We start from the raw sequence: 25,643 nt of genomic DNA on the forward strand, positions 1-25,643 counted from the left end.
AGCCAAAATGAGTCACGAAATCGTGTGGACGCCTTCCCTAAGGGAAGGTTGTGGCTCATCGCGTCGTAACCAAGTAACCATCTGACATTGTTATGTTAAATCGCCTTCCTGCCGGCTTACGCGAAGCAGTTGGAAAGCCTGCTCTGTTGCCTTCCCGACACGGCCGGATCTTCAAATCTCGCTGACCCCCTATAAAAATTAATGGAAAATGATCAATTGGTGTTACCATCCGTAACAAAACAAAAAAGGTTTGGGCGGGATCGTGATTCGGATCGGCAGACGATCGCAGGAGTCAGTACCGGATAGACTACACCGCGGCGCCGCAGGGCGGTCGCATTTGACGCCGGTATCCTCGATGCGCAGTTTCTGGGGGCTGATGAAGGCCTACTGGTTCTCCGAGCGCTGGAAGGAAGCCTGGACGCTCACCATCGTCATCGCTCTGCTGACGGCGCTTTCCAGCAAGGCCGGCGTCTGGTTTGCCCTGGCATTGGGCGAGTTGGGCAATTCGATTGCCTTCTTCCACGATGCAGCCAACACCAGCCCGCTGCAGGCAATCCTGACCAATGCCGGCATATTGGTTCTGCTGGTCGTGCTCAAGGATGCCGGCTTCACCGGCGTGCGTGGTCTTGTCTCGGCAACCCTGCACCGAAAGTGGCGTGGCTGGCTGAATAGCCAGTTCAACAAGGCTCTGCTCGACGGCAATCACACCCACTTCCATGCTCAGCATGGTTCGGCGGCTGGCGGTATCGTCGCGCCCGACAACATCGACCAGCGCATCCAGGAATCGATCAAGGACATGACGGGCGGGGCGATCGGTCTCGCCATGGGCGTTCTGGGTGTCGCGACCTCGCTCTATTTTATCGGCGAAAATCTGATCGGGTCCTCGGTTGAGGTCAAAGGACTGGAGTTCCTCGGCAGTTATGGCAGCGCCGTGCTGGCCTTCCTCGCCGTCGCCATTTACGTGCCGCTGAACACCTGGATCGCGGTCAAGCTCGGCCGCTTGCTCGAGCGGCTCAATATCCGCATGCAGCAGGCCGAGGGCAGCTACCGCAGCGAACTGACGACGTTCCTGCGCCGTAGCTTCCATGTCGCCGCCTCGCATGGCGAAGACGTGCAAAAGTCGATGCACGACAAGCTCTACGTCGATATCGACAAGACCTGGGGCAAGCTCAATGTCGTCAACAATGGCTACACGTCGTTCGAGCTGATCTACAACTTCCTCGGCGCCCGGATCGTCGCCTATGGCCCCGGTCTGGTGTCGTTCATACACAATCGCCTGGACTACAAGGGCTACATAACCGGCTCCGAAATGGTCGCTCAGCTGATCAGCCAGTGCTCGTGGTTCATTCATGTCATGCCCGCCATCGCCACGCTGCGCGCCAACAGCCAGCGTGTCACGGAACTGGCGAACGCGATCGAGAACGTTCAGCATCCGCAGGCGTTCTACAGCCAGACCGGTCAGTCCGACTTCCATTATGCCAGCCAGAACCCGGTTTTCGGCCTGACCATCCAGAAGCTCGAACTGGCGCATCAGGGAGAGGACGCGACACCGTTCCTCAGCGCCGCCAATTTGCGCTTCCGGCGCAGCGAGTGGACGTTCCTCAAAGGCGAATCCGGTTGCGGCAAGACTTCACTGATCAAGGCGATCAACGGTCTTTGGCCTTATGGCCGCGGTACCATTGTCTTCCCCGACGGGGTGAAGAGCTTTTATGCCGCCCAGGAGGTCAAGCTCCAGCAGGTGTCGCTGAAGCAGCTGGTCTGCCTGCCGGGCTCCGAGCACGACCACGGCGATGCGCAGGTCGCGTCCGCGCTGCACAAGGCCGGCCTTGGCGACTTCATCGAGCATATGGCCAATGAAAGCCGTGAAGGCAAAAGCTGGGATCAGGTCCTGTCGGGCGGCCAGAAGCAGAAGCTGGTGGTGGCCCGCATCATCCTGCAGCAGCCGGGGCTGCTGTTCCTTGACGAGGCGACCGGCGCCCTTGACCCGGAAGGCAAGATTGCCTTCCACCAGGCGATCAAGGACAACTGCCCCGATGTCACTGTGATCAGCGTCATGCACGAAGCGGTGGCGCCACGATCGGCTGCCGGCACCGAGTTCTACCATTCGATCGTGTTGATCGCCGACGGCGTCGCCACCAAGAAGCCGCTGGTTCCGACCCTGCCGGTCGAACTCACGACGATTCTGACCCAGCCACGTCCGGTCGAGGACAAATGGCTGCGTTTCTCACGTCGGCTGAAGCAGAAATAACGTTGATTTCACCGCGACTTGCCGGGCAGCGCGGCAGTCGGCGATCACAGTATCGCGATCGGAGCCATCAGGCGCCGTTTTCCTCACTCACTGCGATTGACTCGGCAAGGCGCGCTCCTATGTTGCGCCCGCTTGCTGACAGTCAAACGCGAACCCGCAAGCGGAAAGGTCACCGCGCCATGCCTGGCGACAGTATTAGTCGAACGCAACCGCCGTCCGCCTAGACGTGACCTAACATGGTTCATGTCCTGCCGGACGGCTAGGAGTGAACCATGAACGATTTTTCCCCCGTAGCGGACGACGAGGCCATCGCCATCGCCCGCATCCTTGCAAACGACCATGTCGCCGACGTGGTCGAGGGGCTCAACCATGAATCGCGCGAAACCGCGACGGATCTGCTTTGCGCCGTACCGTTCGAGCGGCTGGTCGAGATCTTCGACCAGCCTGAACTCGACGGCGCGCCCGAACTCGCGGAGGCCCTGCCCCGCGCCAAGGCAAGCAAGCTGCTCACCGCCATGTCGGTCGACCGTGCGGCCGACATACTGCGCGAGCTCGATGAGCCGGCACGCTCCGAACTGCTCGGCGCACTGGCGCCGCCGCTGCGCGCCACCCTGCTGTCCATTCTGGGCTATCCCGAAGGCAGCGCCGCATCGATCATGACGACGGAATTCGTCAGCGTTCCCTCCGACTGGACCGTCGGACGCACGCTGGACTACATCCGCAAGGTCGAGCGGACGCGCGAAACCGTCTACGCGATCTACATCGTCGATCCGCAAACGCACCTCCTGGTGCGGTCGACCGGCCTGCGCCGGCTCATCACCGGTGAGCCGGACGACCCGATCCTGTCTGTGGCGCCGGACCGTGTGCCGGTGACGGTCACCCCGCTGACCGATCGTGAAACCCTGGCGCAGACGATCTCCAAATACGATCTGCTCGCCGTACCCGTCGTCGACCACGGCAAGATCCTCGGCATCGTGACAATCGACGACATCATCGACACGATGATCGAGGAAACGACGGAGGACGTGCATCGCTTCGGCGGCATGGAAGCGCTCGACGAGCCCTATATGAAGATGAGCTTCCTCGCCATGATCCAGAAGCGCGCCGGCTGGCTGTGCGCCCTGTTCCTCAGCGAAATGCTGACCGCGAACGCCATGCAGAGCTACGAAAGCGAACTGGAAAAAGCGATCGTGCTCACCCTCTTTATCCCGCTGATCATGAGCTCCGGCGGCAATTCCGGCTCGCAGGCGACCTCGCTGGTCATCCGGGCGCTGGCCCTGCGCGAGATTGGGCTCGGCGACTGGTGGCGGGTTGCCTTGCGCGAACTGCCGACCGGCCTGGTGCTGGGATCGATCCTTGGCGTGGTCGGCGTCTGCCGCATCACGCTGTGGCAGTATTTCGGTTTCTACGATTACGGTCCGCACTGGCCGCTGATTGCCGCGACGGTCGGGGCCGCATTGGTCGGCATCGTCACCTTTGGTTCACTCTCGGGATCGATGCTGCCCTTCGCGCTGAAACGGGTCGGTTTCGACCCCGCCAGCGCATCGGCGCCGTTTGTCGCCACACTGGTCGATGTCACCGGGCTGGTGATTTATTTCTCGGTGGCGCTGGTCATCCTGCGCGGCACGCTGCTGTAGCGCATTGCTGTCTCCTCCGCTGGCCATGGCCGGCGGCGGCTTCCGCCCTAGGCTGCCTGCCTTAGGTGGTTCAGTCGACCTTCATCGAGCAAAACGCGCCCGTCACTGGACGCGCTGGCCGTCCTTCACGCGGTAGGTCGGCTTGTACATGGTGACGAGTTCTTCCGCCGCGGTCGGGTGCACGGCCATTGTGCGGTCGAAATCATCCTTGGTCAGGCCGGCCTTCAGCGGAATGCCTAGCAGCTGCGCCATTTCGCCGGCATCCGGCCCCAATATGTGGGCGCCTAGCACTTTGCGGGAAGCGCCGTCGACCACCAGCTTCATCAGCATCTTCTCGTCGCGGCCCGAAAGCGTGTGCCGCATCGGCCGGAAGCTGGCGCGGTAGATTTCGACATCGGCGAAACGCTTGACGGCTTCGTCTTCCGACAGGCCGACAGTGCCGATTTCCGGCTGCGAGAAGACCGCGGTCGCGATCGTGTCGTGGTCGGGCGCGGTCGGGTTGCCCTTGAATGCCGTCTCGACAAAGCACATTGCTTCGTGGATCGCCACCGGTGTCAGCTGCACGCGGTTGGTGACGTCGCCGATCGCCCAGATATTGTCGATGTTGGTGCGGGAATACGCGTCGACCTTGATCGCGCCGACCTGGGTCATCTCGAGGCCGATGCCTTCCAGGCCCATATTCTCGGTGTTGGGGATGCGTCCGATGGCCAGCATGACCTGATCCACCGTCAGCGTCTGGCCGCTGGTGAGAAGGGCATCGAGCCGGCCGTCCGGCCGCTTGCGGATCGACTCCGATACGGCGTGGCAGAGGATCTTGATCCCCTTCTTTTCCATGGTCTCGTGCAGCGTGCGGCGCAGATCCATGTCGAAGCGGCTGAGGATCTCCTTGCCGCGATAGACCAACGTGGTGTCGACACCGAGCCCGTGAAAGATGTTGGCGAACTCGACCGCGATGTAGCCGCCGCCCTCGATCATGATCGCCTTCGGCAGTTCCTTGAGGTCGAAAGCCTCGTTGGAAAAGATGCAATGCTCATGACCGGGAAGCGCTGGGTGGGCCGCCGGACGGCCACCGGTGGCGATCAGGATCTGGTCGGAGGTGACGGTGCGGTCGTCGTCCAGGAGATGCACCACATGCGGGTCGACGATCATCGCCCGCGAATGGAAGGTCTCGCCGCCGGCGCCCTCGACATTCTTCTTGTAGATCGCCTCCAGCCGGCTGATCTCGCGGTCCTTGTTGGCCACCAGCGTCTGCCAGTTGAAACTGGCTTCCGGCACCGTCCAGCCATAGCCGGCGGCATCGGCAAAATGCTCCGGAAATTGCGAGGCGTAGACATAGAGTTTTTTCGGCACGCAGCCGCGGATGACGCAGGTACCGCCAAAACGGTATTCCTCGGCGATGCCGACGCGCTTGCCGAGTGCGGCGGCAACGCGCGCCGCCCTCACCCCGCCGGAGCCGCCGCCGATGACGAAAAGATCATAGTCATAACCGGCCATGAGGCGGCTCCTTGAATGTCGGAAAATGCGAGTGACAGGTAGGCCGCCAAAGGCCAAAAGAAAAGCCCGGACAGGCCGGGCTTCGCAGATGGCCGCAAGGCCGCATTTGAAAACGCAGGATCAGTTCTGCGTGCCGTCGGCGGGAGCCGAACCGTCGGCCGGTGCGGCGCCATCCGCCGGAGCCGCATTGTCGGCCGGAGCAGCACCATCAGCGGGCGCAGCAGGCGCAGCCGGAGCCTTTGCCTTGGCGGCCGCGGCCAGCGTTTGGCCGACCTGCTGGGCGAGATCGCGGGCAAGGCCGTTCTGCCAGATGTCGGCTGCCTTGACCAAGTCACGCGTCACGGTCGGGCCGCTGTCGAGCAGCTTCTTGCCGGACTCGGAGCTGTAGAAGGCGGCGATGTCGTTGAGTTCCTTCTCGGAAAACACCTTCGCATAGGCAAGGGCCGCTTCCTTCTCGAGATCGGCGCGGCGCGACGCCATCGCCAGAGCCTTCTCGCTGATCGTCTTGCCGATCAGTTCCTGCATGTCCGGGTTCTTCTGGATGAGCTGCGATTCGAGCGCGGCGGCCGCCTGCGGCAGGATGTTGTCGAACGGGTCGGTCGCATGGATCGCCGCGACCGCGGCGCGGGCTGCCTTCAGGTGCGATTCGGTGACGTCCTGCGAAAACGCCGGCGACGACAAGGCCAAAACGGCCGAAGCCGCCAGAACGACGCAAAGGCCGCGAACCCGGTTATGCAACATCATGGTTGGTAGAACTCCCTGGTTTTCGGGCGGCATGGACGGTTTGGATACCGTCGCCGCCGGCGATGATGGCCGCTGACGCCAGCCCGATGAAAAGACCATGCTCGACCACGCCCGGAATGGCGTGGAGAGCATTCGAAAGCGCTCTTGTATCCGGAATGCGGCCAAAAGATGCATCGAGGATAAAATGGCCGCCGTCTGTAACAAAAGCCTGGCCTCCCGTCATCCTCAATGTAATCGGACCGGAAAGGCCGAGCTCTGCAGCCGCCTTGGCTACGGCGATCTCGGTGGCGCGCAGGCCGAACTTGTTGACTTCGATCGGCAGCGGAAACCGGCCGAGCGTCTCGACCATCTTCGAGCGGTCGGCGATGACGATCATGCGCTGCGAGGCCGCGGCAACGATCTTCTCGCGCAGCAGTGCGCCGCCGCCGCCCTTGATCAGGGTCAGTTCCGGATCGACCTCGTCGGCGCCGTCGACGGTGAGATCGAGCTCGGGGGTTTCCTCCAATGTCGACAGCGGCACGCCAAGCTCGCGGCAAAGTGCTGCGGTGCGCTCCGAAGTCGGCACACCGATGACGGTCATGCCGGTGGCGACCTTGTCGGCGAGCAGCCGCACGAACTCTTCCGCAGTGGTGCCGGTGCCGATGCCGAGCCGCATGCCATCGCTGACATGGGCAAGGGCGGCCCGCGCGGCCTCGACCTTCAACTGTCTTGCATCCATGCTGCTGCTTGCTGCCCCGGGGAACCTTGTGTTCGGGCTCCTAGCATTTTTGCCGGCCCGGTCAAAGCTTTTGACCGGGTCAAAACCTTTGACCGTGGTCAAAGCCGTTGGGGCACCTATCCACCGCTTTGCTTGCCTTGACGCGCCGCAGCCGCTATCGCCTCCACAGGTACAAACCTGTGCAGGATGGATCATGAGTCGCCCGATCATCGTGTTCGACTTGGACGGAACGCTGGTTGACACAGCGCCGGACCTGCTCGACAGCCTCAACCACAGCCTGGCTGCCAGCGAACTCACGGCCGTCGACGAGGCCGGCTTCAGGCGCTTTGTCGGCCATGGCGGCCGCGTGATGATAGAGCGGGCGCACGCCGCCCAGCAGCGCTCGCTTGACGTCGCCGAGCATGACCGGCTGCTCAAGCTGTTCCTCGATCACTACACCGACAACATCCCCGGCAAATCGCGCCCCTACCCCGGTGTCGTCGAGGCGATCGGGCGTTTCGAGAAGGCTGGCTATCTCCTTGCCATCTGCACCAACAAATACGAGGCCAATTCCCTGGCGCTGATCGAGGCGCTCGGCCTGACCAGGCATTTCGCGGCCATCGCCGGCCAGGACACGTTTGCGTTCCGCAAGCCCGATCCACGCCACCTGACCGAAACCATCAAGCTGGCCGGCGGCGATCCGCACCGCGCTCTGATGGTCGGCGATTCGCAGACCGACATAGACACCGCCAAGGCCGCCGGCATTCCGGTGGTGGCCGTCGATTTCGGCTACACCGACCGGCATGTCCGCGAATTCGAACCTTCGGCGGTGATCTCGCATTTCGACGCTCTGACCGTGGAACTGGCGGAGCGGCTGATCCGCGCCGCGGGCCACTGAGCCGACGGCGACCGGCATCCCATCGGGACGGCCCGAGGAGCGAAGAATCCGATCGCTGTGAGAACGCCAGACAGCGCCTTGACTTAACCGGCCGGCCTCCCTTATATCGCGGCTCGCTTGGCCTTCGGGCAACGAGCGGGCGATTAGCTCAGCGGGAGAGCACACCCTTCACACGGGTGGGGTCGCAGGTTCAATCCCTGCATCGCCCACCATTTTCCCAAATGGTTTTCCAGCCTTAGCCCGTTGACGCTCTGTTGGCAGCGGCGCGGCGAATTGCAGCTTGTGCGGACATGGCCGGGCACGCATGGCGTCCCATCCGGAACCAACCACCGCACCAGCTCGTTTCCTTGCGTCGAAACTTGAGGGAAAACCATGTCCAGATTTCTCGTGGCAACCAGCGTTGCCGTTCTTCTCGCCGCCGGACCGGCCCTGGCGGCGGATGACAAGCCGTTGCCGCCGCCCAATGCCAAGAAGCTGTCGGAGATCCTCGCCAAGGTCGAGCACCGCGACGGTTTTCGCTATGTGAAAGAGGTCGACTGGGACGATGGCGCCTACACCGTCACCTATTACACGTCGGACAAGGCGAAGGTCGAAATCACCTATGATCCGGTGACCGCCGAGCCCAGGTAGGAGCCGCCGGCAGATATCCGATAGACGGATCCGCTTTTGCACACGCTCGATGGACCAATCGGCGTGCCGCAAATTGTCCATCCTTGGCGTGTGATATGTACGCCGAGGCGCGGCCGTGCCTTGCGCTATCCTGATGCTTGGGGGCACCGATGCGATCTTCCATCCAAACCAAAGTCTTGCTTGTGCTTGCTGTCATCCTGGCTGGCAGCATGCTTGCGGCGCCTTCGGCGCCCGCGGACGGGCCATCCTTCGATTGCGCCAAGGCCAGCCTGCCGGCGGAGAAGGCGATCTGCGCCGATCCGCAGCTGTCGGCGATCGATCTGCTGGTCGCCAAGGCCTACAAGGGGTTCGAGCCGGCCTTTGGCGGCGACAAGCGCAAGATCGCCCGCGGGCTGATTGCCGACCGCAACGCCTGCAGGAGCGATACAGCCTGCATCGTCAGCGCGCTGAACAACGCCTTGCAGACCTATGGCAATGCGCCCTCATGGGTACAGGACTACAACATCGCCCTGATCGGCAAGAAGGCTCTGGATACCGCCGCGGGCAATCCCGGCAACAACGATCAGCCCCTGCCCTCGGCCGTCGGACAATGCGCGTCCACGCACATCAAGACGCTGACCACGCGGCTTGGCGACGATCCGCTGGAAACCGCCTCGCCCGACGCCGGCAGCGCAGCCACCTTCACCAATGGCGGTGGGGCCGTCTCCTATGATCGCGAACCGGGCCTTGCCGCCTCGAAGGTCGGCGAACCCGTCGTGACTTGCCTGATCGCGATTCCCAGGGATTGTCCCAGGGATGACGACCGCGGCCGGGTCTATTATTCGATCGATCTGGTTGCAAAAGGTTCCTGGGCCTTGCCGGACTCCGAGCATCTGTGCGGCGGCGCCTGATCGGCGTGCTTCCCAATCCACGAAGCCTGCCAAAGCATCCGCTCTGTGCCTGCCCTTGCGCCGGATCGTCTTTGATGGCTGATTGGAACGGTTGACTGCGCCGCATGGGGGATGGGCATGGCGACGGCGAAGCATGTGATGAAACGCATCCTGATGATGCTGGCCGGCTATCTGGTCGCCGTGCTGGTCGGCCTGGTCGCCGTGGCGGCGATCTACGCCGCGCTCAGTTCGCTGCCCAACGCGCCGGCCTATTTCGACATCATGGGCGTCAGCCCGATCGCCGTCCTGGTGGTGCCGCCGCTCGGCATGTTCGTCTACTTCCTGACGATTGTCGTGACCGGGCTGCAGACACTGATCTTCGCGCTGATCGCCGAGTTCTTCTCGCTGCGCAATGCCCTGATGCACATGGTCTTCGGCGCCGCTGCCGCCGCCGGCGGCTTCTTCCTGATCTGGCCGAGCTCAGCGGAAGACATAGACCCGGAGCGCTGGGCCGATATCGGCATCATCGCCGCGGCCGGCCTCGTCGCCGGATTGATCTACTGGCTGATCGCCGGGCGGGAGGCGGGGTTCCGCCGCCCGTTGTCGCAATTCTAAACGATCAGCTCGACGGCGAGCGCACGGCCTCGGTGGCGTCCAATGCCTGCTTCAACCGCGAATCGCGGTCGTAGACGTCGCTGAAATACTCGACCTTGCCGGACATGTCGGGCCATGCGGTGAAATAGGCGACATAGACCGGAATCTTGCGCGTCACATCCTCGGTCGAATGCCCGTGCTTCAGCTTTTCGGCGACATAGTCGACCGTGGTGCCGAGCACCGCCGCCGCCATGCCGCGCGGATCCTGCAGGCGCACGCAGCCATGGCTGAGCGCGCGCATGTCCTGCTTGAAGAACGATTTCTGCGGCGTATCGTGCATGTAGATCGCATGCTTGTTGGGGAACAGGATCTTCAGTTCGCCCAGCGCATTGGCCTCGCTCGGCTGCTGGCGCACGCTGTAGGGAATGTTGGCGCCATAGCCGCCCCAATTGACCGCCGACGACGGAATGCGCTTGCCGCGCGAATCCGTCACCTCGTAGCCGGCCCGATCGAGATAGCCGGGATCGCTGCGCAATCTGGGCAGCATCTCATTGACGATGATCGACTGCGGCACGCCCCAATAGGGATGGAAGTCTACCTGCTTGATCTGGTCGTAGAAGAAAGCCGTCTGGTTGGTCACCCGGCCGACGACGACGCGCGTCTTCAGCTTCTCCTCGCCGTTGTCGATGTAGCTCGCAGTGAACGCCGGCTGGTTGATGAAGACACGTGGGCTGCCGAGATCGGAAGGCAGCCAGCGCAGCTCCTCCAGCGCCACCTGCACCTTGAGCAGTTTGTCAGCCTTCGACGTGCCGGCCAGCAAGGCGACAGTGCGCGGACCGATGACGCCGTCGCCCTTCATGCCTTCCTTCACCTGCACCGCCTTGATCAGCGGCACCAGCTCGGGGACATAAACCTCGCTGGTCGCCAGCCGCGACAAGAGCTCGCCATAGGTGCCGCCCATGCCGTCATCGAGATTGCGCGCGATCAGCGACAGCAGCTTCGGCAGTTCGGGGCTGGTCTCGCCCGGCTTCAGCAGCAGCTTGGGATCGACGACGATCTCATTTTCGGCACTGGCCTGCAGGGCCTCCAGCTCGACGCGCAGCGCCTGATATTCCGCATTCTGCGGATGCCGCGATTCGAGGTAGGTGCGCACTTCCTGTGTATGCGCCAGCGTCTTCAGCACGCCGACCATGTCGAGCGGCTTGGCCGGGAAATCATAGTAACCGGTCATCCGGTTGGGCTCGACACGGCCGTTCTGGGCGTCATGGGCATAGCGCAGGACGCGTGCCGACAGCGCCATCTCGAAGCGCACGAGTTCCCTGAGCTTGGCCGCGTCATCCGTCGACGCCGAAGTCGTGGCCGGCACATCGACGGTGTAGTCGGTGGGCGTCAGGCCGTAGCTCGCGGCCTCGCCCAGCACCCGCACCGCATCCTGGGCGCGGTTGTTGGGGCTGGGTCCGTTCACCCAGATGAAGTCCGGATTGGCCGAGTAATAGGCGATCAACGCCTTGGCGATGTCGGGCTCGGCGTAGAGTTCGTAGTCGCTGAGACCGGCAATGGCATCGTGGAAAGCAGCCCCCGTTGCTGACGGAACGAACGCCGCGTCCTGCGCCGTCGCCGGCTGCGGCGCGGCGGACAGCGTCGAGAAGTCGACGCGAATAAGCTTGTCAGCCTTGTAGGTGTAATAGGACGGCCCGCTGATCTTTGCGCCGCCGCCGCCGCCAGCCGGGGCTTTGGGTTTGTGCGTTGGCGGAGGCGGAAATTCGCCCTGCGGCTCATGCCTGATGCCGCCGCCGAACAGCATGTCGAAGAGCCCCTGGGCGCCTGCCTGAGGCGCGCCCAGGGCGAGCGTTGCCGCGATCGCCACAAGCGGCATCGCGGTTGCTTTTTTACCGAGGAATTTCATGGATCACCCGCTCCGGTCGCAACCGGTTCCCGTTCCGCACGCTAGACCGTCTCGCTCACCGCATGGCGGATGTAAGGCGCGACTATACCGATTCATACCGATTTGGTTAAGCTTTCATAAATTTTGGAAAGCCTGTTGCAGAACGGTTTCACAAGATCGTGTCGGCTGGAGCGCGGGCGTTTCGCTCCAGCCTGGAGAAATCCCCAAAATTCAGGCGTTGGCGCAGCCATCGATGGTCAATGCGGCACCGGTAACGAAACGCCCCTCCGGACCGGCGAGCCAGGCAACCATGCCGGCGATGTCATCGGCCTTGCCGAATCGCGGTGCAGCACGGCATGTCGATCCAGGCGCGCGACGGCGCGTCGCGCCCAGCGCTGATGGCCACCGTCACTGGCGCGATGGCTGCCTGGCAAACTCTGGCAGGCCCCGACTGAGCGTGACAAACGCTGGCCATTATGGTGGAAATCCAGCCAAACGCGCGGTCGGGAGGAACAAGCTGTGAAAAAGGGTTATCGCGAACTGCTGGATGAAGCCAACGCCGAGATCGAAGTGGTTTCACCTGAAGAAGCCGCGGGACTGCTCGAGGACGAAGGCACCATCTTCGTCGACCTGCGCGACCCGCGCGAGGTCGAACGCGACGGCAGGATTCCCGGCGCCAAACATGTGACACGCGGCATGCTGGAATTCTGGATCGATCCGGAAAGTCCCTATCACAAGCCGTTCTTCGCCTCGGGCAAGAGCTTCGTGTTCTTCTGCGCCGGCGGCTGGCGTTCAGCGCTCGCCACCAAGACGGCGCAGGACATGGGGCTTGTGCCCGTCAAGCACATCCTTGGCGGCTACACCGCCTGGAAGGCGGCCGGACTGCCTGTCGAGCCCGGCGAGAAGAAGAAATAGCCCCAATGCATGTCGCTCGAGAGTGGTCCCGGTTTTGAGACAACGACATGCCTGGACGAGGATTGCGTCTCAATGCAGCCGCGACGGCTCGCGGTGTTCCGCGACGAAGGCAACGGCGCGTTCGACAACGCCCTTGTCCGCAAGGATGCGGCGGTGGCCGAGACCGTCGGCCCAGTGCAGCCGCACATGGCCGCCAGCGCCGGCGTAGCGTTTCGCGTGCTCGGCCGGCACCTCGCGATCGTCAGGCGCGTGGATGACCAGCGTCGGCACCGGCGCCTGGGCGAGCTGGCGGTCACCGGTGAATTCATGCAGCGGCCGGCCGGACAGGTGCTGGACGCGGTCCGCCATCGCCACCTGCGAGCGCGGTCCGACGTTGAGCATGCGGCTGAAATCGGCGAAGATAGCCGGCAGGGAGCTGGGTGCGGCGATCAGCACGAGACGTCCGGCCGCCAGCGGCGGAATGTTCTTGACGGAACCGGCAATGGCATTGGCGGCAACGGCGCCGCCGAAGGAATGACCCACCGCCGCGACGAACGGGCCGAACCATTCGCCGGCGACCCGCACCGCGTCGACCGCGTTGACCATGTTCAGGTGCCGGCCCTGCGAATGGCCGTGCCCCGGCAGGTCCAGGGAAACGACCCTGTAGCCGGCGGCGCGATAGCCCTCGATCAAGGCGCGCATATATTCGGTGCGCGAACGCCAGCCATGAACGACAAGCACCGTGCCAAGTGCGGCCCCGCCCGGTTCCGGCCGGAATTCGTGCACCATGACGCAGCCGGTTGCCGTCTTCAGCCGATGATGGCGCGCCTCGGTCATGAACTCGGCGGCCCGGCCGATGGCGCGGCGCTCGCCATCGGTCAGCGCCTTTGTGCTCGGCGTGCGGCAGAACAGTTCGAAAGCCGCGCGCCCGGTGATGCGTGGCGCAATATGCTCGGCCGCACCAAATACGCTCCGGATGACCTTCAGCCCGATTGATGCCATAGTGAGAATCCATCCATACGTTCAAGCATGAACATAATAGTTCAAAGATGAACAATAAACAAGAGCTACCCTGGGACAACCCGCGTTTTCGCAACTGGGTCGCGGTGGCGCGTGCCTGCCATGTGCTGGAGCGCACGCTGGCGGTGAAACTCGCGCCGCTCGACCTGAAGCCGGCGCAGCTCGACGTGCTGATGAACCTCTACCGCCATCCCGGCATGTCGCAGCACGATCTTGCCCGCAAGCTGCTCGTCGGCCGCTCCAACATCACCATGCTTTTGCCGCAGCTGGAGACGCGCGGCCTGCTGCGCCGCGAAGGCGACGAGAAGGACAAGCGCATCCTGCGGCTCGCCTTGACCGAGGCTGGCGAGGCGCTGCTGATGCAGGCGCTGAAAGTGCATATGGCGCTGATCGAGAAAGCGATGAGCCAGTCGACGCCGGAGCAGTGCGACATGATCGGCGAACAGATGCGCAAGATCTATGAGGTGCTGAAGGAGGCCTGACGGCCTTTTCGGTCACTCACCACATGGTTTTCTTCGCCCGCTCCGGCCATTCCTTGTCGTAGGCCTCGCCGTCGATGTTCTTGCGGCTGGTGATTTCCAGGATTTTTCCCGGCGTCGGCAGCGATTTTGGATCGACATGTTTTGCCGGGTTCCAAAGCTCCGACCGCACAATGGCGCGGGCGCACTGGAAATAGACCGAATCGACGTCGATGACGGTCACCGAGCGCGCCGCCTTGCCGTCGACCATGAAGGATGCGCAAAGTTCGGCGTCCGTGGTGATGCGCGCGCGGCCGTTGATGCGCAGCGTCGTGCCAGAGCCCGGCACCAGGAACAGCAACCCGACACGCGGATCCCGGATGATGTTGCGCAGCGAATCGGCGCGATTGTTGCCGCGCCGGTCCGGCATGATCAGCGTCTTCGGATCAACGATACGCACGAAGCCGGCGAGATCGCCGCGCGGCGAACAGTCCAATCCCTCCGGGCCACTGGTGGCAAGCGCAACAAAGGGCGACGCCTCGATGAAGGCGGCATATTCGGGAATGACGTGATCGAGTTCCTTGACCAGCGAGGCTTCGCCTGGAACGCCGTAGAGCGCCTCGAGCTGTTCGACCGTGGTGATAAGCGACATCTTTTTCGTCTCCGAACCCTGGCCGGCGCTACTCCAGATGTGTGACGCCTTTACGACGTCGGCTTAGCGATCGCGGCTCAGCCCTTTTTCGGCAAGCTCCGCCAGGTAGGCATTCCAGCGCTCATCCTTCTCGTGGCCAAGCGCGTGCAGATAGTTCCAGGTGAAAATGCCGGTGTCGTGGAAATCATCGAAGGTGATGCGCACCGCATAGTTGCCGACCGGCTCGATCTTCAGGATGGCCACATTGCGCTTGCCGGGAACCGTCACACGCTGGTCGGGCGAATGGCCCTGCACCTCGGCCGATGGCGAGGCGACGCGCAAAAGCTCCGCCGGCAGTTCGAATGGCTGGTGATTGGGAAAGGTGACCGACAGCAGCTTGCGGTCCTTGGAGACCCGGAGTTCTTTTGGCGCGGTCATGCTGTTTGATCCCGTATCGATTGCCCTTCCCTACGCCGCTTCGCGACAGGGGAAAAGTCCCGATAGACGACCGACACACGGTGTCGGCTCCGGGATGTTACCAAAGATCGAGAAGCGGTATCTTGAATGGTGGGCTGGATCGTATCACATAGCTGTATATAACGACGCCGGTAACGGCCACGGGAAACGCTCGAACATGAACATGATCGACCCTTTCGGTCGCACGATCAGCTATCTCAGAGTGTCGGTCACCGACCGCTGCGATTTTCGCTGCACCTACTGCATGGCCGAGGACATGGCCTTCCTGCCGAAGAAGGACCTGCTGTCGCTGGAAGAGCTGGATCGGCTCTGCACCGTTTTCATCGAGAAGGGCGTCAGACGGCTGCGCCTCACCGGCGGCGAGCCACTGGTGCGCAAGAACATCATGCATCTGGTGCGCCAGCTCTCGCGCCACCTCGATAGCGGCGCGCTGGAAGAACTGACGCTGACCACCAACGGCTCGCAGCTGTCGCGCTTCGCCGCCGAGCTCGCCGATTGCGGCGTCAAGCGCATCAACGTCTCGCTCGACACGCTGGATGCGGACAAGTTCCACCAGATCACCCGCTGGGGCCATCTCGACAAGGTCATGCAAGGTATCGATGCCGCTCAGGCGGCCGGGCTCAAGGTCAAGCTCAACGCGGTGGCGCTGAAGGATTTCAACGACGCCGAACTGCCCAACATGATGCGCTGGGCGCATGGCCGCGGCATGGATCTCACTGTCATCGAAACCATGCCGATGGGCGAGATCGACGCAGACCGCACCGACCAGTATCTGCCGCTGTCGCTGCTGCGCGCCTCGCTGGAACGCCAGTTCACGCTGGCCGACATTCCCTTCAAGACCGGTGGCCCTGCACGCTATGTCCACGTCGCCGAGACCGGCGGAAAGCTCGGTTTCATCACACCGATGACGCATAATTTCTGCGAAAGCTGCAATCGCGTCCGGCTGACCTGCACGGGCACGCTTTATATGTGCCTCGGCCAGGAAGACGCGGCCGACCTGCGCGCGCCGTTGCGTGCATCCGAAGGCAACGAACTTGTCGCCGACGCGATCGACGAGGCCATCGGCCGCAAGCCGAAAGGCCATGATTTCGTCATCGACCGCCGCACCAGCCGTCCGTCGGTGTCCCGGCATATGAGCGTCACCGGCGGCTGATTTTTTGTCCGATTTGGTGCAAGACTATCTTTGGTCACAAGGCCAAGGGGGCATCGTGCTGCGTCTTTATCGTATAGGCTTGTCGTCGCTGACCACTGTCCTGTTCTTGGCGACGCCCGTCACAACAAGTGCAAACGCCAAGCCCTTCACCTATGCGAACGCGCGCTTCGGCACCGTCTGCACCTTTCCCGACGAGATATTCACCGATCGCCAGCCCGAGCCGGAAAATGGCGACGGACAGGTTTGGCTGAGCGCGGATGGCGCCAGCCTGACCTGCTCCGGCATCCTCAACGTCGATGACGACACGCCGAAAGGCTTTGTCGCCGATGAAAAGGCAAGCAAGGAACCTGACTACACCGTTACCTACAGCAAGACCGGCAAGAACTGGGCGGTGCTGTCGGGCATGAAGGATGGAAAGATCTTTTATGAGCGGCGCCTGTTCGGCACTGATGGCGTCATCCGCACGGTCTGGATCGATTACCCGCCAGCCCTGAAGTCGAAATACGACCCGCTGGTCGGCGCGATTGCCGGCAGTCTGAAGGGACAGTGAGTATTTCGGATCACACCCCAGAAAAAGTCTTGTCCGCGAACCGCCGCCGGATTTACGGCCACGCTGTTCCGGCCTAGCCTTCCCCTGAAAGCGGCTTTTCGCAGATAGGGGGAAACGTCATGCGCAAACTCATTCTTTCTCTTGCATTGCTCGGCCTTGCGGCCGTGCCGGCGGCAGCGCAGTCGATCGGTGGAACCTACACCGTCGCCGGCACCAATTTCGACGGATCGAAATATGATGGCGAAGCCACCATCACGCTGACCAGCGGGACGACTTGCGCGATCCACTGGGAGACTGGCGGTTCTTCGTCCGATGGCATCTGCATGCGCAACGACGATGCATTCTCCGCCGGCTATGTCATGGGCAAGGACATCGGCCTCGTCGTCTACAAGGTCGAGGATGACGGGTCGCTGCATGGCCTGTGGACCATCGCCGGCAAGGAAGGCAACGGCACCGAAGTGCTGACGCCGAAGCAATAGACATCGGCAGCCGGTACGTTCCGGGAGGCGAAGCCGCCTCCCGACCAGATCCGCGCCGAATTGAGGACGTGATTTCACGCCGGCGATGACGAATGCCCCGGTCCTGGCCCAGCCCTTTGCCATTGCTGTTTCGTGGCGGGCTGTTACAGGCTTGCTTCCCAAGCAACCGGTGGATGTCTTGCCTCTTTCCCCAAATCTTCGCGGCGCGTTGTTCATGATGGTGGCGATGGTTGGCTTCACGCTCAACGACGCCATCACCAAATACTCTTCGCAATCGATGAACATGGCGCAGGTCATGCTGATCAGAGGAGCCTTTGCCTCGCTCTTCGTCGGCCTGCTGGCCTGGCAACGCGGCGCGCTTTTGCGGCCGCGCCTGATGCTGCAGCCGCTGGTGGCAATCCGCGTGCTGGGCGAAGCTGGCGCCACCGTGTCGTTCCTGGTGGCGCTTGCCCATTTGCCGATCGGCAGTGTCTCGGCCGTTCTTCAGGCGCTGCCGCTGGCGGTGACGATGGGTGCCGCGCTGTTTTTCGGCGAAGCGGTCGGCTGGCGACGCTGGCTGGCAATCGCAGTCGGTTTTGCCGGCGTACTGGTCATTGTGCGGCCCGGCTTTGATGGCTTCAGCATCTATTCCCTTTGGGCGCTGGCCAGCGTCGCCTGCTGCACCGTGCGCGACCTCGCCACCAAGCGCATCCCCCAAACCATACCGACCATGCTCGTCTCGACCGCGACCGCGCTGGCCATGACCGGCGTCGGCGTGGTGCTGTTGTCGCCGATGGGTGGCTGGACGCCCATGACCGGCAAGAGCACGGCGCTGCTGGCGCTGGCCGCGGTGCTGGTGCTCATCGGTTATCAATTCATCATCATGGCGATGCGCTCGGGCGAGATCTCCTTCATCGCGCCGTTCCGCTACACAGCGCTCCTCTGGTCCATCCTGCTTGGCTTGATCGTCTTCGGCGACATTCCGGACATGCCGATGATCGTCGGCGCGACAATCGTCGTCGGTTCGGGTCTCTACGCGCTCTATCGCGAGCGCGTGGTCGGTCGGCGAAGGATCGTCGCCGAAACCACCGGGCCGGCCATGGCGCCGGATGGAATCTAGCCGGGTCTTGTGATTTCCGGCGGCTGGCGTACAGGCTCGATGCATGAGGCGAGATATTGCAGGGATCGTTCTGGCCGGTGGCCAGTCAAGGCGGATGGGAGGCGGCGACAAGAGCCTGTTGCCGCTCGGCGGCGGCAGCGTGCTTGAGCAGGTCTTGTCGCGCCTTGGCCCGCAGATCGAAACCCTGGCGCTGAGCGCCAATGGCGATCCCGAACGCTTTTCCCGTTTCGGACTGCCCGTGCTTGCCGACACCGTCGAAGGCTTTGCCGGGCCGCTTGCCGGCATTCTGTCCGGCCTCGAATGGGCGGCCGCTGGCACACCTTGCAAAGCGGTCGTCACCGCCGCCGGCGACACGCCTTTCCTGCCGCTAGACCTCGTCGCGCGTCTGGCGGCGGCAGCCGGCGAACATCCAGGTTCAATTGCCGTCGCCTCCTCGGCCGGCCGGCTCCACCCGACCTTCGCGCTGTGGCCGACGGACTGTCGCGACGCCTTGCGGCATTTCCTGGTCGATGAGGACAACAGGCGCGTTTCGGCCTTCATCGAGCGCCATGGCCATGTCGAGGTGGAATTCCAGGTCGTGCAATTCGCTGGCCGGCCACTCGATCCTTTCTTCAACATCAATGTGCCGGACGATCTTGCCCAGGCCGGGCGCCTGTTGCAGAGCATGACATCATGAACGTCTTCGGCATCACCGGCTGGAAAAACTCCGGCAAGACCACCCTCACAGAAAAGCTGGTCGCTGAGCTTGTGCGGCGCGGCTGGAAGGTCTCGACGGTCAAACACGCCCATCATGATTTCGACATCGACAAGCCGGGCGCCGACAGCTTCCGCCATCGGCAGGCCGGCGCCACCGAGGTCGCGATCGTGTCCGGCAACCGCTGGGCGCTGATGCATGAATTGCGTGGCGAGGATGAGCCGCCACTGGAGAGCATCCTCTCGCGACTCGCCCCATGCGACATCGTGCTGGTCGAAGGCTACAAGCGCGAATCACACCGCAAGATCGAAACGCGGCGCCTGGAAGCGAGGGACCGGGCGCCGCTTTCGGCAGGCGATCCCAATATTGTCGCCATCGCCGCCGATTTCGCCGTCACGGACGAGAGCCTGCCGGTATTCGACCTCGACGACGTAAAATCGATAGTCGACTTCATCGAGCGCATCACCGGCCTCGTTGCTTGGGATGTAACGTAACGGCAGAACCCCATTGCCGATTTCGGTGGTTTTGCAGTTGCTTTTTTCTTGGAAAGAGTGGGAGTATCGCCTCAGCGGGCGGTCAAAAGCACCGCCCCATAGAGCCGTTTCGGAACGACGGCCGGGACCATAAAGAGAGGACTATCATGCGTATTGCACTGCGTATCGCGCTCGCCGCATCGGCTGCGCTGCTGACGCTCGGCGTAGCCCAGGCCCAGGAAAAGACCCTGCGGATCGGCACCGAAGGCGCCTATCCCCCGTTCAACAACCTCACCTCCGACGGCAAGCTCGTCGGCTTCGACATCGACATCGCCCAGGCGCTTTGCGATCAGATGAAGGTCAAGTGCACCTTCGTCGCCCAGGATTGGGACGGCATCATCCCGGCACTTCAGGCCGGCAAGTTCGACGCTATCGTCGCCTCGATGTCGATCACGCCGGAGCGCAAGGAGAAGGTCGACTTCACCCACAAATACTACAACACCCCCTCGGCTCTCGCAGTGCCGAAAGACAGCACGCTGAAGGGTGTGACCAAGGAAGATCTCGCCGGCAAGACCATCGGCGTCGCCACGACGACCACCCATTTCAACTATGCCTCGAAGACCTACACCGACAGCACCGTGAAGGGTTATCCGAGCAGCCCCGAGGAGCAGGCAGATCTGGCCAACGGCCGCCTCGACGCCATCGAGGACGATATCGTGGTGCTGCAGCAATGGCTGGACACGCCTGATGGTGCCTGCTGCAAGATTCTCGGCCAGCCCTCGCCGCAGCCGGTCGAGATCTTCGGACCGGGCGCCGGCATTGCCGTGCGCAAGGGCGAGACCGATTTGGTCAACAAGCTCAATGAGGCCATCGACGCCATCCGCGCCAATGGAAAATACAAGGAAATCAACGACAAGTACTTCAAGTTCGACGTCTTCGGCGCCGAGTCCTGATAGACAGGATCAAGACGGCGGGGAAATTCCCCGCCGTCTTTCTATTCATCCTGGGAACGTCGTGGGGATAACACCTGTCAATGCCAGCCCAAAGCATATGGACACTTCTCAGTTGGGGACCTGATGGCTGGAGTGACGACATTGCCTATGGCGTCATTGTAACGGTTCTGCTTGCGCTGGCGACGCTCCCCATTGGGTTGACGATCGGTTTTTTCATTGCGCTGGGCAAGCAATCCGAGGAGCCGTCGCTGCGCCTCGCCGCCAATATCTACACCACGGTCTTTCGCGGCCTGCCGGAACTGGTGACGCTTTTCCTGTTCTTCTTCGGCATGCCGATCCTGCTGCAACATCTCATCCGGTATTTTCGCCCCGAAGCGACCATCGACGTCAACAGTTTCGTGGCCGGCATGATCGTGCTCTCGCTGATCTTCTCGTCCTATGCCAGCGAGGTTTTCCTCTCGGCCTTCCGCGCCATCCCGAAGGGGCAGTATGAGGGTGGCTATTCCATTGGTTTGTCCAGATGGCAGACAATGCGCTTGGTGATCCTGCCGCAGCTGCTGCGCATTGCCTTCCCCGGTCTCGAGAATTGCTGGCTTAGCCTTCTCAAGGACACGTCGCTGGTTTCGGTCGTCGGTCTTGCCGAGACGCTGCGCAACGCCGGTGTGGCGGCTCGCGTCACCAAGCATTCGTTCCTGTTTTACAGCATTGCGGCTCTGGTCTTTCTGGGTCTGGCCGTCGTGTCATCCTTCGCCACCAGCGCCATTTTGCGCTCGCTTGGCAAACGGGAGGCACAACGATGAGCGCCACAGCCGCCATGGTCGAGCGGCCGCCACCGCGGACCCGCGGCTGGCCGCGACGGCGCATCGTCGGCTACGCGCTGGTCTGCCTGTGGATCGCCTTTGGCCTCGGCATCGTCGGCTATCTGTTTTTTGCCTGGAACCCGGCCTTCTTCGCCAAATATGCGCCGGCCTATCTGAGCGGGCTGGGCGTTACCTTGTCGCTGGTCGCCATTTCGATGGTGCTTGGCGCCGTCCTGTCGATGCCGGTTGCTTACGGGCGTATGTCCAGGAACCGGATCCTGGCCGGTCTTGCCTACTGTTACGTCTATTTTTTCCGGGGCACGCCGCTGCTGGTTCAGACCTTTCTGGTCTATTACGGGCTGGGGTCGTTCAGGCCGGAACTCCAGATGATCGGGCTTTGGGATTTCTTCAAGGACGCCTTCAACTGCGGCGTCTTCGCCTTTGCGCTCAACACCGCTGCCTACCAGGCCGAAATCCTGCGCGGCGCCGTCGAAAGCGTGCCCAGGGGCCAATGGGAAGGCGCCGCCTCCCTCGGCCTGCACAAATTGCAGACGCTGCGCAAGATCATCCTGCCGCAAGCTCTGATCGTCGCCTTGCGGCCCTACGGCAATGAGCTGATCCTGATGGTCAAGGCGTCCGCCATCGTCGCCATCATCACCGTGTACGACCTGATGGGTAATGCAAAACTCGCCTTTGCCAATTCCTTCGACATCCAGGCCTATATCTGGGTCGCCCTGGTGTACCTGGTGATGGTCGAGTTGTTGCGCCATGCGATCGAATGGATCGAGCGCCGGATCACCATCCACCTGAAGCGTTGACGGATTTCCATATTGCCTGCTCCAGTCGATCAGTCCGCAGGCGTCTTGACGAATTGAGCGCAGGGCCTAGAACGGTTCACCGTTTCGCAGAAACGCCGAACCGCTCTATCTCTTTGTTTTGATGCAATTCCGGAGGGAAAACCGCTTCACACTTTTCCTGGAATTGCTCTAGAGCTTCCGCAGCAATTTCGTTTCCGTCTGAAGGGCAAGTTCATGGCATCTGTGGCATTTCTCGGTCTTGGCGTGATGGGCTATCCCATGGCCGGCCACTTGAAGAACAAGGGTGGTCACGACATCACCGTCTACAACCGCACCAAGGCCAAGGCCGAGCAATGGGTCGGCCAGCATGGCGGCGGCCTTGCAGTGACGCCGGCAGAGGCAGCCAAGGACAAGGACTTCGTCTTTTCCTGCGTCGGCAATGACGACGATCTGCGCTCGGTGACGACAGGTCCCGAAGGCGCCTTCAAATCGATGAAGAAAGGTTCGGTCTTCATCGACAACACCACGGCTTCGGCGGAAGTCGCGCGCGAACTGGCGGCAGCAGCGGAGGCAGGTGGATTTTCATTTCTCGACGCGCCGGTCTCCGGTGGCCAGGCAGGCGCCGAGAACGGCGTGCTGACCGTCATGGTCGGCGGCGATCAGGCTGCCTTCGACAGAGCGAGGCCCGTTATCGACGCTTTTGCCCGCATGGTTGGGCTGATGGGCTCGGCTGGCGCCGGCCAGCTCACCAAGATGATCAACCAGATCTGCATCGCCGGGCTCGTGCAGGGACTGTCGGAAGGTATCCATTTCGGCAAGAAGGCCGGGCTCGATATCGAGAAGGTGATCGAGGTGATTTCCAAGGGAGCCGCCGGTTCATGGCAGATGGAAAACCGCCACAAGACAATGAGTGCCGGCAAGTATGATTTCGGCTTTGCCGTCGACTGGATGCGCAAGGATCTTGGCATCTGCCTGGCGGAGGCCGACCGCAACGGCGCCAAGCTGCCGGTGACCGCGCTTGTCGACCAGTTCTACAAGGATGTGCAGGCCATGGGTGGCAAGCGCTGGGACACCTCCTCGCTGCTGGCGCGCCTGGAGAAGTAGGCGATCATGTCCCTGCCCGCTCCAGGCTGGACCGCGCAGGACATCGTCGCGCATCTGCGCTCGATCGGCACCGAGGAAAACCGCGCCGGCATGGCGCGGTTCGGCATCAACATCGCGACCGCGCTCGGTGTCGGCAACACGGATTTGCGGCCCTTGGCGCGCAAGCTGAAGCGCAACCACGAACGATCCCTGGCGCTGTGGACCAGCGGCATTCGCGAAGCGCGGATGCTGGCGGCTTTCACCGGCGAACCGAAGAAGATCACCATTGAGGAATGCCGTAGCTGGGCCGACGATTTCGATTCCTGGGAAGTCGTCGATACCGTCTCCGACCTGTTCGTCGATACGCCGTTCTGGCGCACGCTGATCGAGGAGTTTGCGGTCGACGAGCGCGAATTCGTCCGCCGCACGGCCTTTGCCATGTTGGCATGGGCGGCCGTGCATTTGAAAAAGGAGCCGGACGCGACTTTCCTGTCCTATCTGCCCTTGATCGAAGTCCATGCCGGCGATCAGCGCAACTTCGTCAGGAAAGCCGTCAACTGGGCGCTGCGGCAGATCGGCAAGCGATCGATGAGCCTGCACGCCCCTGCCCTGACCCTGGCACAGAAACTCGCCGACTCCCCAGACAAGACCGCGCGCTGGATCGGCAAGGATGCCGTCAAGGAACTGTCGGATGCCAAAACGCTGGAACGCCTCGCCGGCAGAAACGTTTGACCTCGCCAACATCCGCTTCACCGAGGTGACGCCGGCAACACGCGGCAGCTTTGAGACCCTGTTCGAGCAGCCGGGTGCGCCAAAATATTGCTGGTGCATGGCCTGGCGGAACTCTGACCGCGAGCACATCCAGAACGATGAAAAGAAGCGTCAGATGATGGCGCTCATCGATGCCGGCACCCCGGTCGGCATCCTCGCCGAGATCGACGGCAACACCATTGCCTGGTGTTCGGTCGCTCCGCGCGAGACCTATCGCAGGCTTTCAAGGCGGCAGGACGACAGCGAGACGGGCGTATGGTCGATCGCCTGCTTCTATGTGCCGAGGGCCTTGCGCGGCGGCGGCCTTGCTTCGGCCTTACTTGACGCTGCCATCGATCATGCCTTCGCCAAGGGCGCGCGCATCATCGAGGCCTATCCCGTGGCCGAAGCGTCGCCGAGCTACCGTTTCATGGGCTTTCGCGACATGTTCGCGTCGCGCGGCTTCCGTGAAGTCGGCATGGCTGGTTCTCGCCGACATGTGATGCGGCTCGCGCATTGACGTCATTGGCCGCGGCGTCTTTACTTGGCCGCAAAGGAAGCGGCATGAGCGTCCATCTCAAATCAATCCTGGCTCTGGCGACCGCGCTGTCCCTCTGGGCTGCCGGCGCTTCGGCCGAAACCATGCACATCTTTTGGAAGGATTTGCGCCCGGCGAGCCAGGCCGTCGCGGAAGACGCCGGCCTGCCGATGATTGCGGCTAAACTACCCGATCATGGTGAGACGCTGTCGCTCGGCTTGCAGGACAAGACGGTACAATTAGCCGGCTACGCGTTGCCGGTCGATCGCGATGGCGACCTCGTCTATCAGTTCCTGCTGGTGCCATGGACCGGCGCGTGCAGCCACATGCCGACGCCACCAGCCAATCAGATCGTGCTGGTGACGCCAGCCCATCCCTACAAGATGTCGCAAGCCTACCAGTCGGTCGCCGTCACCGGCGCCCTGAAGCCGGACATGGAGAAAAGCCAGCTGTTCATTCTGGATGGCGTCAGCGTCATCCAGTCGGGCTATAGCGTGCACAGAGCAGAGGTGGTTGGGGTCGACACCGTGCCTGATGCCGTCACCCTGCCGGTGAACTCGCCCTGGACGTTCCTGAACAAAAAGAAGAACTAATCGGGCTTGCGCTCAGGCGGCGTTGGCGCCCGATTCCTTGTCCAGCACCATGTAATCGAGCGGGATTTCAGTGGTGTACTTGATCTGCTCCATGGCGAAGGACGACGACACGTCACGGATCTCGATCTTGGCGATCAGCCGCTTGTAGAAGGCGTCGTAGGCGGCGATGTCAGGCACCACGACGCGCAAGAGATAGTCGACGTCGCCGCTCATGCGGTAGAACTCGACCACCTCGGGAAACTCCTGGATGACCTCGGAAAAGCGGCGCAGCCATTCGTGGCTGTGCGAATTCGTGCGGATGGAGACGAAGACGGTGACCCGCACATTGACCTTCTCATGGTCGAGAATGGCGACGCGACGCTTGATGACGCCTTCCTCCTCGAGCTTCTGGATGCGGCGCCAGCAGGGCGTGGTCGACAGGCCTACTTTCTTGGCGACATCGGCCACCGCGAGTGTCGCGTCCTCCTGCAGGAGGCGGAGAATTTTTCGGTCAAGGCGGTCCATT

29 protein-coding genes, 1 tRNA gene and 2 pseudogenes are annotated in these 25,643 nt (G+C 62.4%); 23 read left to right on the forward strand and 9 right to left on the reverse strand.

Annotated features, from left to right (window positions below):
• The first annotated feature begins 355 nt into the window (after positions 1-355).
• A complete protein-coding gene (locus tag CK227_RS22980; protein ID WP_179295973.1) occupies positions 356-2,248 on the forward strand; it encodes an ABC transporter ATP-binding protein/permease in 1,893 nt (630 codons plus the stop codon).
• Between the two features lie 272 nt (positions 2,249-2,520).
• On the forward strand, positions 2,521-3,885 hold the full coding sequence (mgtE, locus tag CK227_RS22985; RefSeq protein WP_095774437.1) for a magnesium transporter: 1,365 nt from the start codon (positions 2,521-2,523) through the stop codon (positions 3,883-3,885).
• 102 nt (positions 3,886-3,987) lie between these two features.
• On the opposite strand, the gene gor is transcribed toward mgtE, so the two are convergent.
• From gor to rpiA, 3 genes are all read right to left on the reverse strand, one after another.
• Entirely contained in the window at positions 3,988-5,379 is a 1,392-nt protein-coding gene (gene gor / locus CK227_RS22990; RefSeq protein ID WP_095774436.1) for a glutathione-disulfide reductase, read from the reverse strand.
• Positions 5,380-5,499: 120 nt separating this feature from the next.
• A complete protein-coding gene (locus tag CK227_RS22995; RefSeq protein WP_095774435.1) occupies positions 5,500-6,123 on the reverse strand; it encodes a DUF2059 domain-containing protein in 624 nt (207 codons plus the stop codon).
• Entirely contained in the window at positions 6,110-6,841 is a 732-nt protein-coding gene (gene rpiA, locus CK227_RS23000) for a ribose-5-phosphate isomerase RpiA (protein WP_095774434.1), read from the reverse strand. Before rpiA ends, CK227_RS22995 begins: the two co-directional genes overlap by 14 nt.
• Positions 6,842-7,034: 193 nt before the next feature.
• Here rpiA and CK227_RS23005 point away from each other — a divergent pair, with 193 nt between their 5' ends.
• The 5 genes from CK227_RS23005 to CK227_RS23025 all read left to right on the forward strand — a co-directional run bounded on the left by CK227_RS23005 (position 7,035) and on the right by CK227_RS23025 (position 9,832).
• Entirely contained in the window at positions 7,035-7,718 is a 684-nt protein-coding gene (locus CK227_RS23005; RefSeq protein ID WP_095774433.1) for a phosphoglycolate phosphatase, read from the forward strand.
• A 137-nt stretch (positions 7,719-7,855) separates the two neighbouring features.
• Positions 7,856-7,930 (forward strand) — tRNA-Val (locus CK227_RS23010).
• Between the two features lie 160 nt (positions 7,931-8,090).
• Positions 8,091-8,348, forward strand: coding sequence for a PepSY domain-containing protein (locus CK227_RS23015; protein ID WP_095774432.1), 258 nt, complete (start codon positions 8,091-8,093; stop codon positions 8,346-8,348).
• Positions 8,349-8,497: 149 nt separating this feature from the next.
• On the forward strand, positions 8,498-9,238 hold the full coding sequence (locus CK227_RS23020; protein ID WP_245318216.1) for a lysozyme inhibitor LprI family protein: 741 nt from the start codon (positions 8,498-8,500) through the stop codon (positions 9,236-9,238).
• Positions 9,239-9,349: 111 nt separating this feature from the next.
• The gene (locus tag CK227_RS23025; protein WP_179295965.1) at positions 9,350-9,832 is read left to right on the forward strand and encodes a hypothetical protein; all 483 of its coding nucleotides are present in this window, start codon (positions 9,350-9,352) and stop codon (positions 9,830-9,832) included.
• A 4-nt stretch (positions 9,833-9,836) separates the two neighbouring features.
• On the opposite strand, the gene CK227_RS23030 is transcribed toward CK227_RS23025, so the two are convergent.
• Both CK227_RS23030 and CK227_RS37350 read right to left on the reverse strand, forming a co-directional pair.
• Positions 9,837-11,717, reverse strand: coding sequence for a murein L,D-transpeptidase (locus CK227_RS23030; RefSeq protein ID WP_095774431.1), 1,881 nt, complete (start codon positions 11,715-11,717; stop codon positions 9,837-9,839).
• Between the two features lie 210 nt (positions 11,718-11,927).
• A pseudogene (locus tag CK227_RS37350) lies at positions 11,928-12,035 on the reverse strand (oxidoreductase); the annotation flags it as partial.
• 5 nt (positions 12,036-12,040) lie between these two features.
• Here CK227_RS37350 and CK227_RS37355 point away from each other — a divergent pair.
• Both CK227_RS37355 and CK227_RS23045 read left to right on the forward strand, forming a co-directional pair.
• Positions 12,041-12,151 (forward strand): annotated as a pseudogene (locus CK227_RS37355) (TetR/AcrR family transcriptional regulator); the annotation flags it as partial.
• Between the two features lie 64 nt (positions 12,152-12,215).
• Entirely contained in the window at positions 12,216-12,611 is a 396-nt protein-coding gene (locus tag CK227_RS23045; RefSeq protein WP_032930276.1) for a rhodanese-like domain-containing protein, read from the forward strand.
• A 69-nt stretch (positions 12,612-12,680) separates the two neighbouring features.
• On the opposite strand, the gene CK227_RS23050 is transcribed toward CK227_RS23045, so the two are convergent.
• Positions 12,681-13,592 carry an alpha/beta hydrolase gene (locus CK227_RS23050; protein ID WP_095774430.1) on the reverse strand — a complete coding sequence of 304 codons (912 nt, stop codon included), beginning with the start codon at positions 13,590-13,592 and terminating at the stop codon, positions 12,681-12,683.
• Between the two features lie 47 nt (positions 13,593-13,639).
• Here CK227_RS23050 and CK227_RS23055 point away from each other — a divergent pair, with 47 nt between their 5' ends.
• Positions 13,640-14,092 (forward strand): MarR family transcriptional regulator, encoded by a 453-nt coding sequence (locus CK227_RS23055; RefSeq protein WP_019858112.1) that lies wholly within the window; start codon positions 13,640-13,642, stop codon positions 14,090-14,092.
• A gap of 16 nt (positions 14,093-14,108) precedes the next feature.
• Here CK227_RS23055 and CK227_RS23060 read toward each other — a convergent pair whose 3' ends face one another.
• Together CK227_RS23060 and CK227_RS23065 are read right to left on the reverse strand one after the other, a co-directional pair.
• Complete coding sequence (locus CK227_RS23060; protein ID WP_095774429.1) at positions 14,109-14,720, reverse strand: pyridoxamine 5'-phosphate oxidase family protein; 612 nt, start codon at positions 14,718-14,720, stop codon at positions 14,109-14,111.
• Positions 14,721-14,783: 63 nt separating this feature from the next.
• Positions 14,784-15,137, reverse strand: a complete 354-nt coding sequence (locus CK227_RS23065) for a DUF971 domain-containing protein (protein WP_095774428.1) — start codon at positions 15,135-15,137, stop codon at positions 14,784-14,786.
• A gap of 196 nt (positions 15,138-15,333) precedes the next feature.
• On the opposite strand from CK227_RS23065, the gene moaA reads away from it, so the two are divergent.
• From moaA to CK227_RS23130, 13 genes are all read left to right on the forward strand, one after another.
• Complete coding sequence (gene moaA, locus CK227_RS23070; protein WP_095774427.1) at positions 15,334-16,329, forward strand: GTP 3',8-cyclase MoaA; 996 nt, start codon at positions 15,334-15,336, stop codon at positions 16,327-16,329.
• 55 nt (positions 16,330-16,384) lie between these two features.
• Positions 16,385-16,879: a hypothetical protein gene (locus CK227_RS23075; RefSeq protein WP_179296503.1), complete on the forward strand. Its 495-nt coding sequence runs from the start codon at positions 16,385-16,387 to the stop codon at positions 16,877-16,879.
• Positions 16,880-16,998: 119 nt separating this feature from the next.
• Positions 16,999-17,358 carry a hypothetical protein gene (locus CK227_RS23080; protein WP_095774425.1) on the forward strand — a complete coding sequence of 120 codons (360 nt, stop codon included), beginning with the start codon at positions 16,999-17,001 and terminating at the stop codon, positions 17,356-17,358.
• Positions 17,359-17,536: 178 nt separating this feature from the next.
• Entirely contained in the window at positions 17,537-18,457 is a 921-nt protein-coding gene (locus CK227_RS23085; protein ID WP_095774482.1) for a DMT family transporter, read from the forward strand.
• 43 nt (positions 18,458-18,500) lie between these two features.
• A complete protein-coding gene (mobA, locus tag CK227_RS23090) occupies positions 18,501-19,133 on the forward strand; it encodes a molybdenum cofactor guanylyltransferase MobA (RefSeq protein WP_095774424.1) in 633 nt (210 codons plus the stop codon).
• The gene (gene mobB, locus CK227_RS23095; protein ID WP_095774423.1) at positions 19,130-19,645 is read left to right on the forward strand and encodes a molybdopterin-guanine dinucleotide biosynthesis protein B; all 516 of its coding nucleotides are present in this window, start codon (positions 19,130-19,132) and stop codon (positions 19,643-19,645) included. The genes mobA and mobB overlap by 4 nt, the downstream gene beginning before the upstream one ends.
• A 146-nt stretch (positions 19,646-19,791) precedes the next feature.
• Positions 19,792-20,577, forward strand: coding sequence for an ABC transporter substrate-binding protein (locus CK227_RS23100; RefSeq protein ID WP_095774422.1), 786 nt, complete (start codon positions 19,792-19,794; stop codon positions 20,575-20,577).
• 80 nt (positions 20,578-20,657) lie between these two features.
• Entirely contained in the window at positions 20,658-21,377 is a 720-nt protein-coding gene (locus CK227_RS23105) for an ABC transporter permease (RefSeq protein WP_095774421.1), read from the forward strand.
• The gene (locus CK227_RS23110; RefSeq protein WP_095774420.1) at positions 21,374-22,195 is read left to right on the forward strand and encodes an ABC transporter permease; all 822 of its coding nucleotides are present in this window, start codon (positions 21,374-21,376) and stop codon (positions 22,193-22,195) included. The genes CK227_RS23105 and CK227_RS23110 overlap by 4 nt, the downstream gene beginning before the upstream one ends.
• Before the next feature lie 213 nt (positions 22,196-22,408).
• Complete coding sequence (locus CK227_RS23115) at positions 22,409-23,278, forward strand: NAD(P)-dependent oxidoreductase (protein ID WP_095774419.1); 870 nt, start codon at positions 22,409-22,411, stop codon at positions 23,276-23,278.
• A gap of 6 nt (positions 23,279-23,284) precedes the next feature.
• Positions 23,285-23,989 (forward strand): DNA alkylation repair protein, encoded by a 705-nt coding sequence (locus CK227_RS23120; RefSeq protein ID WP_095774418.1) that lies wholly within the window; start codon positions 23,285-23,287, stop codon positions 23,987-23,989.
• Entirely contained in the window at positions 23,949-24,527 is a 579-nt protein-coding gene (locus tag CK227_RS23125) for a GNAT family N-acetyltransferase (RefSeq protein WP_095774417.1), read from the forward strand. The genes CK227_RS23120 and CK227_RS23125 overlap by 41 nt, the downstream gene beginning before the upstream one ends.
• 44 nt (positions 24,528-24,571) lie before the next feature.
• Complete coding sequence (locus CK227_RS23130) at positions 24,572-25,138, forward strand: DUF3299 domain-containing protein (RefSeq protein ID WP_095774416.1); 567 nt, start codon at positions 24,572-24,574, stop codon at positions 25,136-25,138.
• 12 nt (positions 25,139-25,150) lie between these two features.
• On the opposite strand, the gene CK227_RS23135 is transcribed toward CK227_RS23130, so the two are convergent.
• Positions 25,151-25,642, reverse strand: a complete 492-nt coding sequence (locus CK227_RS23135; protein WP_006205209.1) for an Lrp/AsnC family transcriptional regulator — start codon at positions 25,640-25,642, stop codon at positions 25,151-25,153.
• Between the last annotated feature and the right edge of the window lies 1 nt (position 25,643).

Origin of the sequence: Mesorhizobium sp. WSM4308, from assembly GCF_002294905.1 — a bacterium.
In the GTDB taxonomy this organism is placed as follows: domain Bacteria; phylum Pseudomonadota; class Alphaproteobacteria; order Rhizobiales; family Rhizobiaceae; genus Mesorhizobium.